The organism is Flavobacterium sp. (assembly GCF_013822155.1).
Classification (GTDB): Bacteria; Bacteroidota; Bacteroidia; order Flavobacteriales; family Flavobacteriaceae; genus Flavobacterium.
This window is the reverse complement of the sequence record NZ_PNJW01000002.1, coordinates 75,579-91,856: the sequence shown is the minus strand read 5'-3', so window position 1 is coordinate 91,856 and position 16,278 is coordinate 75,579. Positions and strand designations below refer to the sequence as shown.

Here is a 16,278-nt window from a genome sequence, read left to right as displayed (position 1 = left end):
TGCCCATTCCTATTAAAATACTATCATGAAAAATATTTTTATTCTCCTTTTTTGTACCACTTTTATAGTGTCTTGCAAAGAGGAAAAGTCCGGAACGGTCTATAAAGAATCATCCGGTAAAATTAATCACCTTTCTGTGATTATTGATAATCAATTGTGGAATGGCGAAGTGGGTGACAGCATTCGTAATAAATTTGCCGCTCCGGTTGATGGTTTGCCTCAAGAAGAACCTTTGTTTACAATCAAACAATATGCTCCCAATTTATTTGAAGGTTTTATGACCAACAGCAGAAATATTTTGGTGGTTTTAAAAAAGGAGAACAACGCTTTTGAACTAAAAGAAAACGAGTTTGCACAACCTCAAAATGTGGCTCATATTTCTGGGGGTTCTGTTTCTGAAATTATCAAATTATTAGAAACTCATTCGCAGGAAATAATTAAAAAATTCAAGAAAACAGAAATAGCTGAAAACCAAAAACGTATTGCAAAATCGTTATTAAACGATACGAAAATAAAAACCAAATTTAAAGCGAGTTTAAAATTACCTTCGGCGTACCGTTATATTATTGAAGAGGAAAAGTTTTTTTGGATTCGAAAAGAGCTTACCTCCGGAAATGCTAGTCTATTGATATATGAAGTTCCCCTGAGCACTATTCAGAAAGATTCGAATACAATGACCAATATCATTCAAATGCGTGATTCTATTGGTCAAAAGCACATTCAGGGAACATTGCCAAATACGTTTATGGTTACTGAAGCAGCGTATTCACCCTATTTTTTTTACACAATTTTAGATGGTAAAAAAACCTATGAAACCAAAGGAACCTGGGAATTGAAAAACGATTTTATGGCCGGACCGTTTATTAACTATGCGATAAAAGACGAAAAAAACAATCGTTATTTAATTATTGAAGGGTTTTGTTACAATCCATCTCAATCAAAAAGAGATTTAATGCACGAATTAGAATCGATAATTAAATCGATTAAACTATTATAAATTTACGGGAAGTTTTAGCTTCCCTTTTTTTATGCAATTAACATTCCAAATAAAGCGTTTTAACGAGCTTTCGCTAACTGAACTTTACTTCGTGCTACAATTGAGAAGTGAGGTCTTTGTAGTGGAGCAAAATTGCGTTTATCAGGATATTGACGGGAAAGATGAAAAAGCCATTCATCTTATCGGAACATTTAACAATGAAATCGTTGCTTATGTCCGAATTTTTAAACCCGGTGATTATTTTGAAGCCGCCTCTATTGGCAGAGTAGTTGTCAAGCAAGCTTATCGCGACAGAAAATGGGGTTATGATTTGATGCAGGAAGCCATTGAGGTGACAAAAACGGTTTTAAATGAAACTAATATCACGATTTCAGCTCAATTGTATTTGAAAAAATTCTATGAAAACTTGGGATTTGTTCAAACCAGCGAAATGTATCTCGAAGATGATATTCCGCATATTGAAATGAAAAAAAGCTAAAGTTTCGTTATCACTAATTCTACCCGACGATCCAATTCCGGACTTTTACCTAACGAAACCGTATTACCATATCCCTTAAAAGTTAATCGGTCTTTGGCAATTTTTTTACTAATCAAGTATTTATAAACGCTTTCAGCTCGGTTTTGAGATAATTTTCTTTTTTTAGTGGCTTTATCAATTGCTTCTTTATGGTTGGGAGGGGTACAACAAACATGCCCTTGTATTTCGATATGGAGATTTTTGTATTTATTTAGAAGTTTGGCCATTTTGTCTAATTCATTTTTGCATTTCACTGTTAAAACACTGCTTCCTCTTTCAAAAAGCATATCAGAAAGCACAATACGATCGCCAACAATATTGTCTTTAGTAAACGTTGGATAAACTCCCGGAATTTTTAAATCTTCCTTAGGCAACGGCTTTAAATTTAGTACCACATCAACACGTCTGTTTTTTGAACGAACAGCCGGAAGGTTATCAACAATATCATCCTCAATTAAGATTCTTCCTTTCCCTTCTATGGTGACAATGATTTTATTGGTAATACCGTTGTCGATAATTTTCGATTTTACTTTATTGGCTCTTTCAGTTGATAATTTTCTGTTATAATCATCTTTTCCAACATCGTCGCAATAACCAAAAATTTGAATACTTTCAATCCGTGTACTGTCAATTTTTTTAATGAAATCAACCATTTGTGAAGTTTGTTTTAAATCAACATCCGATTTATTCGTATCAAAATAGATGGATTGTACCATTTCCTCTTGAGCATAAAGTGAGAAACTGATGAAAAGCAGAAAAAATGCAAACCCGTGTTTTATCATTTTTTAAGTATTTTGTTATACTCTGTTTGATTGGCTAAAATCGAAGTTGCTTTTTTAACCTCACTATTATTTTGAATATAGTATTGATAAAGTCCTTCTTTATATTGGTAACGTTTTATCAATTCGTCTAGTATGAGTTTTTTAATTTCAGTCTGATTTTTATTCAATTGAATTTCTTCACTTTTGTGTAAAGCGGTCAATAAATTTTGATATTCAACCTTAATGTTTTCGTCTATTTTTTCCTTTTGAGCCGTTTCTAATGTTTTTTTCAATTGTTTTTCAGTCTCGGTATCAAAAGAGAAATTTTCTTTCTTTAAAAAGGTTTTAAAATCTATAAAATCTGCATCAGAAACTGTTGGAATTTTATTTCCTAAAGCAGGATTTTTATAATAATAGGAAGTCGCAAAATTAAATATAGCATCGTTTTTTTGAAGTGCTTCCGCAATGGAACTTAATTTAGTTTCTTCTAATTCCACATCCGGCTGAATACCTCCGCCATCATAAACCGTTCTTCCCTTTTTGGTTTTAAAAGCATTAAAGTTTTTTGCTTCCGTTTTTATGGCTTTTCCTTCTGCATCTTTTTTGGAATAATCCAATGCTTGAATACATCTTCCGGAAGGTGTATAATATCTGGAAATAGTTACTTTTACTTGTGTTCCATAGGTTAAATCTAATGGGCGTTGAACTAATCCTTTACCAAAACTTCGACTTCCAACCACAACTGCACGATCCAAATCTTGTAAAGCACCGGAAACAATTTCACTGGCGGAAGCACTTTTTCCATCCACTAAAATAACCAATGGAACATCTAAATCAATTGGATCACGGGTCGTTTTATAGGTTTGATTGTGTTTTTCAATTTTTGATTTAGTCGTCACTATAATTTCGCCTTTGGGCACAAAAAGATTACAGATATTTACGGCTTCTCCTAATAATCCGCCGGGGTTTCCTCGAAGGTCTAAAATGATTTTTTCGGCTCCTTGGGTTTTTAAATCCATTAGAGCAGCTTGGGTTTCAAAAGTGGCTTTTCTGTTAAATTGAGAAAGCACAATATAACCCGTTTTTTCATCAACTTTCCCATAAAATGGGACCGCTTTTACTTCTACTTCATCTAAAATTAAGGTGGCAGTATTCATTTTGCCTTGTCGAATGAATTTTACTTCCACTTTTGCATTTTTTGCTCCTCGCATTAAAGCCGAAGCATCTTCTTTGTAATCTTTTAATTCTACGTCGCCAATTTGAATAATTTCATCGCCTGCTTTAAGCCCTGTTTTGTCGGCAGGATAATTTTTATAAGGTTCTTTAATAATGATTTTTCCTTCTTTACGGGTAATCATTGCACCAATTCCCGTGTATTCGCCCGTGTTGTTGATTTTAAATTTAACCACATCAGCTTCGTTGAAATAATTAGTATACGGGTCTAAATCGGCTAGCATACTTTTGATGGCTTTATCCATCATTTCACCCGGATTGGTTTCGTCTACGTAGTTCATGTTAACCGTTTTAAACAAATTGGTAAAGATTTCAATTTGTTTGGCAATTTCAAAAAAATCTTCTTTGAATCCGACTCCTATAAATAAAAATCCGGAAAGAATAACCGGAATAATATAGCGTTTTTTAAATCTTAAAAGCATGAGAAATAATGGTATTATTTTTTTAATATTTTTTACAGAAAGAATAGGGCAACTAAATTAAGAATTAAATTGAGATAAACTGTTGTTAATACGTTAAACCCTTTTTCGAATAATTGAAAGCACAAATAACAAGCCAAACATTAGGCGGATTTTATTTCCTTAATAAATTTTTCAAAAAGCAAAACGGTTTTTTTATTCATTTCCTCAAATGGCATGGCTTCTTTTGTTTGGTAGAAAAACATAATAGCATATGGTTTATCTAAATTTTCCAATAAAAGATGTTTATTCAAACGATAACATTCACGAAGCAAGCGTTTATAATAGTTTCTGTCGACAGCAAGTTTAAAATGTTTTTTAGAAACCGAAACACCAAATTTAATTTTTTCCTCATCTTCTAATTCTACAGGAACGTAAACCAACCGCAACGGATATTTTGACACTGTTTTTCCTTCCGAAAAAAGTAAATCCAGCTGCTTTTGGCTTTTGAGTTTTTCGTGTTTGGGATAAGAAAATGACATTTGAATTCGATTACTTTGAAAAGCAAAGGTAATCAGAACGAATTAAATTTTGCCAAATGAGTTTTGAGGAATTAAATTACGGGTTAGAACTCGACGGGAATTCACTATTAATAAAGTTTTCTAATAAATCTCTTTCCGCAAAATCAGGGAATTTTTGTAAAATTTTTACCGCTGTTTGTTTCGCTTTTATGGTGTTTTTGTTCTTAATATAAAATTGAAATAATTCAACATAATATTCTTGAATTAACGGGAAATTTTGAACTAATTGATTAAAATAATTCTCAGCTTGTTTTTTATTCCCTAGGTAATCATAAATTTTAGCAAGATTTAAAATGATTCTATCATTCGGAGTGACATTGTTTTTTGCTTTTTCCAAATAAACAACGGCTTTTTTATAATCACCATATTCAGCTATTAGCAATCCAATATCAAAATAAGCATAACTGTTTTTCGGATTATTTTGAAGATAGGTTTCTAAAACGGATATGGCTTCACTTTTTTTATTGGTATTGTTATATAAATAAGCTAAATTGTAATACGCTTGCGTTAATTCTTTATCTTGGTTTATGGTTTTTAAATAATAATTTTCGGCTTTTTTGGAATCATTTTGACTTAAATAATAATTACCCAAATTTAATTTTGCATCCGGAAAATCACTGTTATAAGTCAGTATGGCCAAGTATTCTTTGATGGCTTTATCATAAGCAGATTGATAAGCAGCCGTTAAAAAACTTTTGTTTTCTGCAATTTTTATGGCGGCAGTTGAACGAATTCCTTTAATTGGGTCTTTTAATAAAGCCAATAGTTGTGATGAATTTGTGTTATCTATTTTTGAATTAAATACACTTTGGTAGCGTAATGCTGTTTTTTTATTAGTAAGAAACGGGTTTAAAATAGGCTGGCTTTGTTCTGGATAATTTAATCGTAAAACATCCATGGCGGTTTGTCGGACAATGATCGGTTTTTGCTCATCATTGATGATAATTTTTAGTTCATCTATTGCAGACGGATCTTGTAACTCGGCTTTATGGAATGTAAAGCCGTAATGGTCTTTTGTTTTTGTTCCATACCAAAGACTTGTTTTTTCTACAGCCCAATCAACCGATTTATCTTTGTGACACGAATTACAAGCATTAGGTGAATTTGTAACTTTAGAAATATCCGGTCTTGGAATTCGTAAACTGTGGTCTCGTCTGAAATGTCTTCCCATAAAATATTGACCGGGCATGTGGCAATCAACGCAGGAAGCACCGGGTTTATTTTTGTCGTGATGATGATGTTTTTCGCTGTCATATTGAGTTGGAAGATGACATTGGGTACACAATTGATTGTCTTGAAATTTCACTTTTCCCGAATGAACATTATGACAATCAGTGCATTTCACACCTTTTTCATGCATTTTGCTTTGGCTAAATGAACCGATTTCAAAATCTTCTTCTTTGATTTGACCATCTGAATGATAATTTGGGAAGCCAACGGTCGCAATAGCCATTTGTTCATGGGTATGCTCCCAATTGTAGTCGTAATCACCATAAATACTTCTACGCGAATGGCAACGAACACAGGTTTCTATTTGCGACTTATTATCACTGTTTTTAAATTTTTTAACAAAACCATAATTAGCAATATCCATTTCTTTATCAGCAGTCCATTTTAAATGAAATTCTGCCGGGCCATGACAAGCCTCACAATTCACACTCAATTGGCTCCAAGTAGTTTTGTAGGAATCCGTTTCGGGATTATAGTTTTTTTTGAGATTTGTGGTGTGACATTCGGCACACATACTGTTCCAATTATAGGCTTGATTAGTCCAATGGAGCCAATTACCATGATCTATACTTAGATTTTTATAAACCTCATCAGACATGTAATACCATTCTTTTTTTACAACATCCCAGGTTAACGAAAGGACTTGAAGCCTGCCTTGTTCAAATTCAACCAAGTATTGTTGAATTGGATGATAACCAAAAGTGTATTTTACCTGAAATTCTTGCATGGTTCCGTTTGGCCCATCGGTGATAACATAAAACGCATCATTTTTTTTAAACATTTTATGCGTTTGACCATTTCTAACCAATTGAGCGTTGTTAAAATCAGCTAAAACATTTGCTTCGTTCACTTCCAGCATTGCTTTAGCATGGTGTGAATGTTCCCAGTCTTTAACTTCTTTTTGATGACATCCAACACAAGTTTGGTTGCCCACAAATGCAGCTTTTGCGTTATGCAAATCTACAATGGCAACATATTCATTTGATTTATTGCAGGAAATTAAACCCACCAATAAACCAAAAAGAACAAACAACTTTAATTTCATGAAATGAATTTAATAACAAACGAGTAAGAATCAAATCTACAACTTATTCTTAATTAAAAGAAAGAAGGAATTTAAAATACCTATTTCTTTTCAAATAAGTTATTTTCCTTATTCACATCAGCCATCAAGCCACTCGGGTCAATCACCACCGATTTAATTTTGGCTTTTCCTTGCGAAAGCGTGAATTCATAGGTTGGATACGCCCAATGCCAGCCTTTCAAAACGGTTCTTTTTATTTGTGGATACGGATTTTCTTTTTCCCAACGCATCAGAGGATTAGGAATATAAAAACTTTCCACAGTACCATCTTCATAGGCAACTAAAATATCTAACGGCATTGGCATTCTTCCGATGCGTTCTAAAGTAATTTTACCGCTGTTATCAATGTTTTTAATACCATAATCAATTGTGTTGGTGGTTTGGGTCCAATCCACTAAATACCAATCTAAAACAGCACCGGAAACACGCTCTGCGGTGCGTTTAAAATCATTTGGAGTTGGATGGGTAAATTGGTAATCATAATAAAATCGTTTTAAGGTTTTCATCATGTTTTCAATACCAATCACATAACCCAATTGTGTCAAAAAAACGGTTCCTTTACTGTAAGATGAAATACCATAAACCATGTTTTCGTCGTAACGGTCAGCATGTGTGGATTGTGGCTGTTCTTTACCGGAAGTAACCATGTAAAAATAATTGTTGTAGCTACTTAAAAACGGATTTTCATCGTCTTTTTTATTTTTAGAAGGCATTACTTCAGTCATTGCTAAATCTGAAATGAAAGAAGTAAATCCTTCATCCATCCATTCATGTTTACTTTCGTTGGTTGCCAAAACATGTTGAAACCAAGAATGAGCCATTTCGTGAGCTGTTACACCAACTAAACTTCCAACGGAACGTTTTCCGGTGATTAAGGTGCACATCGCATATTCCATACCACCATCACCACCTTGAATAACAGAATATTGTTTGTATGGATATGGTCCTATATTTTTATTAAAAAAAGAAAGCAATTCAGCAGTTTTGGGCTGCATAGCTTTCCAATTTTCAACATATTCTTTATCGTTTTTATATAAAAAATGAAGTTCAACACCATTTTCTCCAATAATTTTATCATGTAAAAAATTATTATCGGCACCCCAAGCAAAATCGTGCACCATAGGAGCCACAAAATGCCAAGTTAAGGTTTTGGTTTTTTTAGCATGTTTGACTTCAATTCCTTCGTCTTGATAGCCGTGACCGATTTCGTTTTTGTTTTGCAAATAACCGGAAGCTCCGAGGGTATAATTTTTATCAATTGTAATTTTTACATCATAATTTCCCCAAACACCATGAAATTCTCTTCCGATATAAGGATCAGCATGCCAACCTTCAAAGTCAAATTCACAGATTTTTGGATACCATTGCGTCATCGAAAGTGCTACACCTTCTGAGCTATTTCTCCCGGAACGACGAATCTGTTCAGGAACTTGCCCGTCAAAATTTAAGGAAAATATAGTTTTTGATTTAGGCAAAATCGCTTTAGCTAAAGTTACTTCTAAAATGGTTCCGACTACTTTTGTTGTAGCCAATTGACCATCTTGTTTAAAATTTAAAATTTTTAAATAACCAATTTGTTCCGGTTTTAAGGAAGAAATTTTACTTTCTTTTACTTCTTTATCCGCAACTTTAAATGATTTAACCATTCGTTTATCAGGATCTTTGATGGTTTGCAGTCGAATGTCCATTTCACTTCCGGGCTGAAAAGCATTGGGATACAAATGAAAAAATACTTTAGTCAAAGTGTCATTTGAATTATTGGTGTATTCTAAAATTTGATTTCCGGTATATTGAAAAGATTTAACATCCATCTCCACTTCCATTTTGTAATCAGCCTGTTGTTGCCAATAACCCGGATTTGGATTGTTTTGTGCAGAAAGAATGTTAGCAAAAGATAATGTTATTAAGAATGCAATTTTTTTCATAGAATTTATTTTGACATTTTATCAGCCATTAAAAGGGCGTTGTAGGCATTCACAATTTTTCCGGTTACAGATAATTCGTTAAAAGGAATTTTATTTGAAGCATCTCCGCCCACAATAACTGTTTTAGAAATTGCAACACCACTTTCTTTCAATATTTGTTTTACTTGAGCAGCTGTTAATTTTGGGTAATATGAACGAATTAAAGCAGCCACACCGGCAACATTTGGTGCCGCCATGGATGTTCCTTGTTCGAATTTGAATTGATTATTTGGTATTGTAGCATATATTTTTACACCAGGAGCAAAAACATCAACATCGGTTTTTCCATAGTTTGAAAAATCAGCCACTAATTTTGAACCATATTCATAATTTAAGGCTCCAACTTTGATATAATTTGTAGCAATTTCTGTTTCACCAATGCGATCGTTTGGATAACTTTCTACCTCATTCAAATCTTCAGCATCATTTCCGGCAGCATGAACAAATAGTACATCTTTGCTTGCAGCATATTTAATAGCGTCATAAACCCATTCTTTGTGTGGAGAAAATCCTTTTCCAAAACTACCATTAATAACTTTAGCTCCATTATCCGCGGCATATCGAATAGCTAAGGCAATATCTTTATCATATTCATCACCATTTGGAACAGCTCGAACAGCCATTATTTCAACATTGGTGGCCACTCCGTCTCCACCTAAATTGTTCCCTCTCACTTGAGCAATGATTCCGGCTACATGAGTTCCATGCATGGCATATTTTTTATTTGGTCCCCAAACTTGGTTGTTTCCGTAGGATGTTTTAGAAATATCCTCCGCATTATCACCTAATATTTTTCGCCCGTCATACTCCAAGTTCAAGTTGTAATTCAATTGATCATAGATGTAATCTTTAAATTCATCTAATTCTTTCACAAATTCCTCACGCGAAGTAGTTGCTAAAACCTGCATCATAACCATTTTATAATTTCCCAACGTTGGGTTAGTTGTCAAAATGGATTTTACCTCTTCTAGCGTGTAATTTTCTTTTTTTAAATGTTCCGCTATGCCTTTGTCAGCGGCTAGAATGAAATCTAATTGTTGTTTGTTACCAAGAGCTTCTTGTTTTTTCTCATCCATTTTTTTCTGAGCATTTTTGAATGTTTCAGAACCATCATCTCCTTTTTTCAAAATTCTAGTCAATTCCAGGTTTTCATGAATCACATCACCTAAAAAATTCCAACCGTGAATATCATCAACATACCCGTTTTTGTCATCATCAATTCCATTACCTGCAATTTCTTTTGCGTTGGTCCAAACACGACCTTTTAAATCCTCATGTTCAATATCCGAACCACTGTCGATTACAGCAACAATTACTTTTTGACTTGGTTTATTTTTCAATAGTTCATTGTAAGCACGGTCAACACTCATTCCGGGAATGGTATCTTTAACGATGTCTAAATGACTCCAACGCAATAGTTCGGCATCAGAAATTTTACCGTTTTTCAACGGAACAGTTTCTGCATTTATTGGATTGATTTGAGTAAAAGAAACAGATTTTGTAGGTCCACAACCGGTTAAAATTAAGCCGGAAACGACTACAATAGAAAAAGATTTAATGTAATTCATGTTAAAAAATTTGAGGTAAAAATATAATTTTATAAAAGGATAAAAACGAGATTAACACTATCTTAAGACATCTTCCCATTTGAAAACCTCTTTTAGACGAACGCCTTTTTCTGTTTTTTCAACGGTAATGATTTCGTTGTGAGCATCGTGTTCTAAAAATAAATAGTAATTATTTTCAGCGGCAGCAATCATAAATTTTGCTTTTTCATCTAAAGTTAAAAGAGGTCTCGTGTCATAGCCCATCACATACGGTATCGGAATATGACCGGCTGTAGCTAACAAATCCGCACAAAAAACAATCGTTTTGTCTTGGTATTTGATGTGTGGAAGCATTTGTTTTTCGGTATGACCATCAGCGTAAAAAATGCCAAAATTTAATTCTTCTGAAAAGCCAAAATCAGCATTTGGTCTTTTGATAAAGTTCAACTGACCACTTTCTTGCATTGGAATGATGTTTTCATGTAAAAAAGAGGCTTTTTCACGCGAATTGGGTTTTGTTGCCCATTCCCAATGGTTTTCATTGGTCCAAAATTTTGCATTTTTGAAAGCGACTTCATATCCGGTCTTGTCATTGTTCCAATTCACACTGCCACCACAATGGTCAAAATGCAAATGCGTCATAAAAACATCCGTTACATCGTCACGATGAAATCCAAAATTTGCTAAGGATTTATCCAGTGAATGTTCACCCCAAAGAGAGTAATATCCAAAAAATTTATCCGATTGTTTGTTGCCCATTCCGGTGTCAATTAAAGTTAATCGTTTTCCATCTTCAATTAACAAACAACGGGCCGCAATGTCGATGAGGTTGTTTTCGTCGGCTGGATTTGTTCGGTTCCAAATGGTTTTCGGCACAACACCAAACATGGCTCCACCATCGAGTTTAAAGTTTCCGGCTTCTATGGGATATAATTTCATAATAGTTATGTTTTGATAAAATGTTTCGCAAATTACTAAAAACATACGTTTTACAAGGCCTATAATAGTTATTTTCTATCAAAACATTAGTTATAAAAATGTTATAAATTGTTTTAATTTTCTTGTTTTGGTGTATATTTGCTCTTTATTTAGACAAAATCAAAATAGCAAATGATAAAAGTTTCAGATACAGCTAAAAAGAAAATCATCGATTTGATGCAAGATGATGGCTTTGATGCCGCTCGGGATTACGTTCGGGTAGGGGTTAAAAGCGGTGGTTGTTCCGGTTTGTCTTATGAATTAAAATTTGACAAAGAAATAGGAGAAAACGATAAAGTATTCGAAGACAACGATATAAAAGTAGCCGTTGAAAAGAAAAGTTTTCTCTATTTAGCCGGAACAATTTTAGAATTTTCAGGAGGACTTAACGGCAAAGGATTTGTTTTCAATAATCCAAATGCGAATAGAACATGTGGTTGCGGTGAAAGTTTTTCACTTTAAAATTAAATTATTTTCAACCCTGATAGAGTTCAAAACTCTGTCAGGGTTAATATAAAAAAAAATGGCAAAATATACTGAAGACGACTTAAAAGTCGAATTAGAAACCAAAGAATACGAATACGGATTTTACACCGAATTAGACTCGGAAACGTTTCCTATTGGTTTAAACGAAGATATTGTTCGGGCGATTTCTAAGAAAAAAGAAGAACCACAATGGATGACAGATTGGCGTTTGGAAGCGTTTCGAGCTTGGGAAGAAATGATTGAACCGGAATGGGCAAATGTCCATTATGAAAAACCTGATTTTCAAGCAATTTCCTATTATTCTGCTCCTAAGAAAGCCGATCCTAATAAAACATTAGATGATGTTGATCCGGAATTACTCGCGATGTATAAAAAGCTTGGAATTTCAATTGATGAACAGAAAAAGATGAACAATGTAGCGATGGATATTGTGGTCGATTCGGTATCGGTGGCAACAACTTTCAAAAAAACATTGAACGAAAAAGGGATTATTTTCTGTTCTATTTCAGATGCAATCAAAGAACATCCTGAATTGGTTCAAAAATACCTTGGAACTGTTGTTCCGCAAAAAGACAATTTTTATGCCGCTTTAAATTCAGCCGTTTTTTCAGATGGAAGTTTTTGTTACATACCAAAAGGAGTTCATTGTCCGATGGAATTATCAACCTATTTCCGAATTAATCAAGCCGGAACAGGTCAGTTTGAACGAACCTTATTGATTGCAGATGAAGGCAGTTATGTATCTTATTTAGAAGGTTGTACCGCTCCAAGTCGTGATGAAAATCAATTGCATGCCGCTGTCGTTGAATTAATTGCAATGGATGATGCTGAAATTAAATATTCAACGGTTCAAAACTGGTATCCCGGAAATAAAGAAGGTAAAGGTGGCGTTTTTAATTTTGTGACTAAACGTGGTATTTGCGAGAAAAACGCAAAAATTTCTTGGACACAAGTGGAAACCGGTTCTGCCATTACTTGGAAATATCCTTCCGTAATTTTGAAAGGAAACAATTCGATTGGCGAATTTTATTCGATTGCCGTAACCAACAATCACCAACAAGCCGACACCGGAACGAAGATGATTCATTTGGGGAAAAACACTAAATCAACTATTATTTCTAAAGGAATTTCTGCTGGAAAATCAAATAATAGTTACCGTGGTTTGGTTCGAATTAGTGCCAATGCCGACAATGCCCGAAACTTTTCGCAATGCGATTCGCTTTTGATGGGAAATAATTGTGGAGCACACACGTTTCCGTATATCGAAAGTAAAAATACAACTGCTAAAATTGAACACGAAGCAACAACTTCTAAAATTGGAGAAGACCAAGTTTTTTATTGTAATCAACGTGGTATTCCAACCGAGAAGGCAATTGCGTTAATTGTAAACGGTTTCAGTAAGGATGTATTGAATAAATTACCGATGGAATTTGCCGTAGAAGCTCAGAAATTGTTAGAGATTTCGTTGGAAGGCTCTGTTGGATAATTTGAAAATGAGATAATTTGAAAATTTGAAAATGGAAGAAAAAGAAAACGTAATTATAAAATTAACTTTTCAGTTTGCCTTAGATGTTATAAAGTATTCAGAAGGTTTACAAGAAAACAAAAAATTTGTAATTGCTAATCAGCTTTTAAAATCAGGTACTTCAATTGGGGCAAATATCAGAGAAGCTCAAAACGCTGAGAGCAAAGCAGATTTTATTCATAAGTTTAAAATAGCGGCGAAAGAAATTGAAGAAACGATTTACTGGTTAGAACTCTGTAAGTTTTCAGAAAATTATCCTGACGTAAGTCAATTACTAGAACAAATTAATAATATATCAAGAATAGTCAATAAGATAATAATAACATCAAAACAAAAATAAACTTGGAATTTCCAAATTTCCAAATTATCTAATTTCCAAATTAATTATGTTATCAATAAAAAATTTACACGCTTCCATCGAAGACAAAGAAATATTAAAAGGAATCAATCTTGAAATCAAAGCCGGAGAAGTACACGCCATCATGGGACCAAATGGTGCCGGAAAATCAACACTTTCCTCTATTATTGCCGGAAATGAAAATTACGAAGTAACTGAAGGCGAGATTTTATTAGAAGGTGAAGATATTTCTGAATTAGCTCCTGAAGAAAGAGCTCATAAAGGTATTTTCCTTTCTTTTCAATATCCGGTCGAAATTCCTGGTGTTTCAGTAACGAACTTCATGAAAACAGCCATTAACGAAAGCAGAAAAGCCAACGGGAAAGAAGAAATGCCGGCCAATGAAATGCTGAAACTCATCCGTGAAAAATCAGAATTATTAGAAATTGATCGTAAATTTTTATCCCGTTCATTAAACGAAGGTTTTTCGGGTGGAGAAAAAAAGCGTAACGAAATCTTTCAAATGGCAATGCTGGAACCCAAATTGGCCATCTTAGACGAAACCGATTCCGGTTTAGACATCGATGCGTTACGAATTGTTGCCAATGGTGTAAATAAATTAAAGAGCAATGACAATGCGGTTTTAGTCATCACGCATTACCAGCGTTTATTAGACTATATCATCCCTGATTTTGTACACGTTTTGATGGACGGAAAAATCGTAAAATCCGGCGGAAAAGAACTTGCTTTGGAGCTAGAAGAAAAAGGTTACGATTGGATAAAAAGTGAATTGGTTTAAAATTTGTTTCAAGTTTCAAGTTTCAGGTTTTTAACCGTCAATTTAGTATAAACCATTTGAATATATATAAGCCATGGCAACAATTACAAAGTTTGAAGATTTAGAAATTTGGCAAGAAGCCAGAAAACTAGCAAAAGAAATTTATATAATTTCTAAAGAGACTGATTTAAAAACAGATTTTAGATTTAAAGAACAAATAAAAGCATCATCAGGTTCAGTGATGGACAATATTGCAGAAGTATTTGAAAGAGATGGAAACATTGAATTTCGTCAGTTTTTATCCATTGCAAAAGGGTCTGCCGGAGAATCAAGGTCACAATTTATAGACTTTATGATTACGAATATATTTCAGTAGAAAAGTTTGAAGATTTGAAAACGAAATATGAAAATTTAAGTGGTAAGATAAAAAACTTTATAACTTATTTAAACAAAAAAGATTTTAAAGGTAACAAGTTTCAATAACCTGAAACCTGAAACCTGAAACTTGAAACCAACAAATGGAACTAAAAGAAAAACTCATATCATCCTTCATGGCTTTTGAAGAAAAAGTTGACGTAACGGCACAGTTACACGACATTCGAACTTCTGCCATAAAAAACTTTGAAAATAAAGGTTTCCCAACCAAAAAAGAGGAAGCTTGGAAATATACATCACTCAATTCCGTACTAAAAAACGATTTTTCTGTTTTTCCAAAACGGGAAAATTCAATTGAATTCAAAGACGTAAAGAAATTTTTTCTACACGAAATTGACACGTACAAATTAGTGTTTATAGATGGGAAATTCAGTTCGTTTATGTCGTCAACAACGCACGAAGGAATTGACGTTTGCTTACTTTCTTCAGTATTGACAAAGCCAAAGTATAAAATGGTTTTGGATAATTTTTTTAACAAAATTGCCAGTAAAGAAGAAAGTTTAACCACGTTAAATACTGCTTTTGCACAAGAAGGAGCGTTCATCAACATCCCTAAAAGTAAAGTGGCCGATAAACCAATTGAAATCATTCATTTTTCCACCGGCGTCGAAAGTGCGTTGATGGTTCAACCTCGAAATCTGATTATCGTGGGCGAAAATGCTCACGTGCAAATCATCGAACGCCATCAATGTTTGAACAATAATCCGGTGTTGACCAATTCGGTGACGGAGATTTTTGCTCAAAAAAGAGCGATTGTCGATTATTATAAAATTCAAAACGACGAACAAACGGCGAATTTGATTGACAACACTTATATTTCTCAAAAACAAGAGAGTAGAGTGGCTGTTCATACTTTTTCTTTTGGCGGAAACATTACCCGAAACAACTTGAATTTCTTTCATTTTGGTGAGCGAATCGATTCCACCTTAAAAGGAATCACGATTATTGGCGACAAGCAACATGTAGATCATTACACTTTAGTGAATCACGCGACACCCAATTGTGAAAGCCATCAAAACTATAAAACCATTTTAGGCGGAAGTTCCACCGGTGTTTTCAACGGAAAAATTTTCGTAGAAAAAGAAGCTCAAAAAACCGATGCTTTTCAGCAAAACAACAATATTTTGTTAAGCGACAAAGCCACGATTAACGCCAAACCGCAATTGGAAATTTTTGCCGACGATGTCAAATGTTCACACGGTTGTACCATCGGTCAGTTAGACGAAAGTGCAATGTTCTACATGCAACAACGCGGCATCCCGAAAAAAGAAGCCAAAGCGTTATTGATGTACGCATTTTCCAATGAAGTCATCGAAAGCATCAAAATTCCAGAACTAAAACAACGTATCACGAAGATTATTGCAATGAAGTTGGGAGTTAATTTGGGGTTTGATTTGTAAAATTTAACCGCAAAGAAAAATAAGATT

Annotated in this window: 14 protein-coding genes and 1 pseudogene; 8 read left to right on the top strand and 7 right to left on the bottom strand. The window is 33.9% G+C overall.

The features are described from left to right. Positions 1–25: 25 nt before the first annotated feature. Together C0512_RS01110 and C0512_RS01105 are read left to right on the top strand one after the other, a co-directional pair. Positions 26–997 carry a DUF4837 family protein gene (locus C0512_RS01110; protein ID WP_290858227.1) on the top strand — a complete coding sequence of 324 codons (972 nt, stop codon included), beginning with the start codon at positions 26–28 and terminating at the stop codon, positions 995–997. Between the two features lie 31 nt (positions 998–1,028). Further along, entirely contained in the window at positions 1,029–1,475 is a 447-nt protein-coding gene (locus C0512_RS01105; protein ID WP_290858225.1) for a GNAT family N-acetyltransferase, read from the top strand. Here the strand turns inward: C0512_RS01105 and C0512_RS01100 are convergent. From C0512_RS01100 to C0512_RS01070, 7 genes are all read right to left on the bottom strand, one after another. Beyond that, a complete protein-coding gene (locus tag C0512_RS01100; RefSeq protein WP_290858224.1) occupies positions 1,472–2,296 on the bottom strand; it encodes an OmpA family protein in 825 nt (274 codons plus the stop codon). The genes C0512_RS01105 and C0512_RS01100 overlap by 4 nt on opposite strands. Next, positions 2,293–3,930 (bottom strand): S41 family peptidase, encoded by a 1,638-nt coding sequence (locus tag C0512_RS01095; protein WP_290858222.1) that lies wholly within the window; start codon positions 3,928–3,930, stop codon positions 2,293–2,295. The genes C0512_RS01100 and C0512_RS01095 overlap by 4 nt, the downstream gene beginning before the upstream one ends. Before the next feature lie 140 nt (positions 3,931–4,070). Then, positions 4,071–4,448, bottom strand: coding sequence for a ribonuclease P protein component (gene rnpA, locus C0512_RS01090; protein WP_290858221.1), 378 nt, complete (start codon positions 4,446–4,448; stop codon positions 4,071–4,073). Between the two features lie 76 nt (positions 4,449–4,524). Continuing rightward, on the bottom strand, positions 4,525–6,762 hold the full coding sequence (locus C0512_RS01085) for a tetratricopeptide repeat protein (protein ID WP_290858219.1): 2,238 nt from the start codon (positions 6,760–6,762) through the stop codon (positions 4,525–4,527). Between the two features lie 80 nt (positions 6,763–6,842). Further along, positions 6,843–8,726: a M1 family metallopeptidase gene (locus tag C0512_RS01080; protein ID WP_290858218.1), complete on the bottom strand. Its 1,884-nt coding sequence runs from the start codon at positions 8,724–8,726 to the stop codon at positions 6,843–6,845. Between the two features lie 5 nt (positions 8,727–8,731). Next, positions 8,732–10,333, bottom strand: a complete 1,602-nt coding sequence (locus tag C0512_RS01075; RefSeq protein ID WP_290858216.1) for a S8 family peptidase — start codon at positions 10,331–10,333, stop codon at positions 8,732–8,734. Positions 10,334–10,390: 57 nt separating this feature from the next. Then, complete coding sequence (locus C0512_RS01070) at positions 10,391–11,251, bottom strand: MBL fold metallo-hydrolase (protein WP_290858215.1); 861 nt, start codon at positions 11,249–11,251, stop codon at positions 10,391–10,393. A 171-nt stretch (positions 11,252–11,422) separates the two neighbouring features. Between C0512_RS01070 and C0512_RS01065 the strand changes: the two genes are divergently transcribed. The 6 genes and pseudogenes from C0512_RS01065 to sufD all read left to right on the top strand — a co-directional run bounded on the left by C0512_RS01065 (position 11,423) and on the right by sufD (position 16,251). Continuing rightward, complete coding sequence (locus C0512_RS01065; protein ID WP_290858213.1) at positions 11,423–11,752, top strand: iron-sulfur cluster assembly accessory protein; 330 nt, start codon at positions 11,423–11,425, stop codon at positions 11,750–11,752. 61 nt (positions 11,753–11,813) lie between these two features. Next, entirely contained in the window at positions 11,814–13,262 is a 1,449-nt protein-coding gene (gene sufB / locus C0512_RS01060) for a Fe-S cluster assembly protein SufB (RefSeq protein ID WP_290858211.1), read from the top strand. A gap of 31 nt (positions 13,263–13,293) precedes the next feature. Then, complete coding sequence (locus C0512_RS01055) at positions 13,294–13,641, top strand: four helix bundle protein (protein WP_290858210.1); 348 nt, start codon at positions 13,294–13,296, stop codon at positions 13,639–13,641. Positions 13,642–13,687: 46 nt separating this feature from the next. Then, the gene (sufC, locus tag C0512_RS01050; RefSeq protein WP_290858208.1) at positions 13,688–14,437 is read left to right on the top strand and encodes a Fe-S cluster assembly ATPase SufC; all 750 of its coding nucleotides are present in this window, start codon (positions 13,688–13,690) and stop codon (positions 14,435–14,437) included. A gap of 73 nt (positions 14,438–14,510) precedes the next feature. Next, a pseudogene (locus C0512_RS01045) lies at positions 14,511–14,899 on the top strand (four helix bundle protein). 35 nt (positions 14,900–14,934) lie between these two features. Next, positions 14,935–16,251 (top strand): Fe-S cluster assembly protein SufD, encoded by a 1,317-nt coding sequence (sufD, locus tag C0512_RS01040; RefSeq protein WP_290858206.1) that lies wholly within the window; start codon positions 14,935–14,937, stop codon positions 16,249–16,251. The last annotated feature ends 27 nt before the right edge of the window (positions 16,252–16,278 follow it).

Excerpts from the sequence above, each read along its gene's own strand:
- C0512_RS01110 (WP_290858227.1), top strand. The coding sequence starts at position 26 with ATGAAAAATATTTTTATTCTCCTTTTTTGTACCACTTTTATAGTGTCT.
- C0512_RS01105 (WP_290858225.1), top strand. The coding sequence starts at position 1,029 with ATGCAATTAACATTCCAAATAAAGCGTTTTAACGAGCTTTCGCTAACT.
- C0512_RS01100 (WP_290858224.1), bottom strand. The coding sequence starts at position 2,296 with ATGATAAAACACGGGTTTGCATTTTTTCTGCTTTTCATCAGTTTCTCA.
- C0512_RS01095 (WP_290858222.1), bottom strand. The coding sequence starts at position 3,930 with ATGCTTTTAAGATTTAAAAAACGCTATATTATTCCGGTTATTCTTTCC.
- rnpA (WP_290858221.1), bottom strand. The coding sequence starts at position 4,448 with ATGTCATTTTCTTATCCCAAACACGAAAAACTCAAAAGCCAAAAGCAG.
- C0512_RS01085 (WP_290858219.1), bottom strand. The coding sequence starts at position 6,762 with ATGAAATTAAAGTTGTTTGTTCTTTTTGGTTTATTGGTGGGTTTAATT.
- C0512_RS01080 (WP_290858218.1), bottom strand. The coding sequence starts at position 8,726 with ATGAAAAAAATTGCATTCTTAATAACATTATCTTTTGCTAACATTCTT.
- C0512_RS01075 (WP_290858216.1), bottom strand. The coding sequence starts at position 10,333 with ATGAATTACATTAAATCTTTTTCTATTGTAGTCGTTTCCGGCTTAATT.
- C0512_RS01070 (WP_290858215.1), bottom strand. The coding sequence starts at position 11,251 with ATGAAATTATATCCCATAGAAGCCGGAAACTTTAAACTCGATGGTGGA.
- C0512_RS01065 (WP_290858213.1), top strand. The coding sequence starts at position 11,423 with ATGATAAAAGTTTCAGATACAGCTAAAAAGAAAATCATCGATTTGATG.
- sufB (WP_290858211.1), top strand. The coding sequence starts at position 11,814 with ATGGCAAAATATACTGAAGACGACTTAAAAGTCGAATTAGAAACCAAA.
- C0512_RS01055 (WP_290858210.1), top strand. The coding sequence starts at position 13,294 with ATGGAAGAAAAAGAAAACGTAATTATAAAATTAACTTTTCAGTTTGCC.
- sufC (WP_290858208.1), top strand. The coding sequence starts at position 13,688 with ATGTTATCAATAAAAAATTTACACGCTTCCATCGAAGACAAAGAAATA.
- sufD (WP_290858206.1), top strand. The coding sequence starts at position 14,935 with ATGGAACTAAAAGAAAAACTCATATCATCCTTCATGGCTTTTGAAGAA.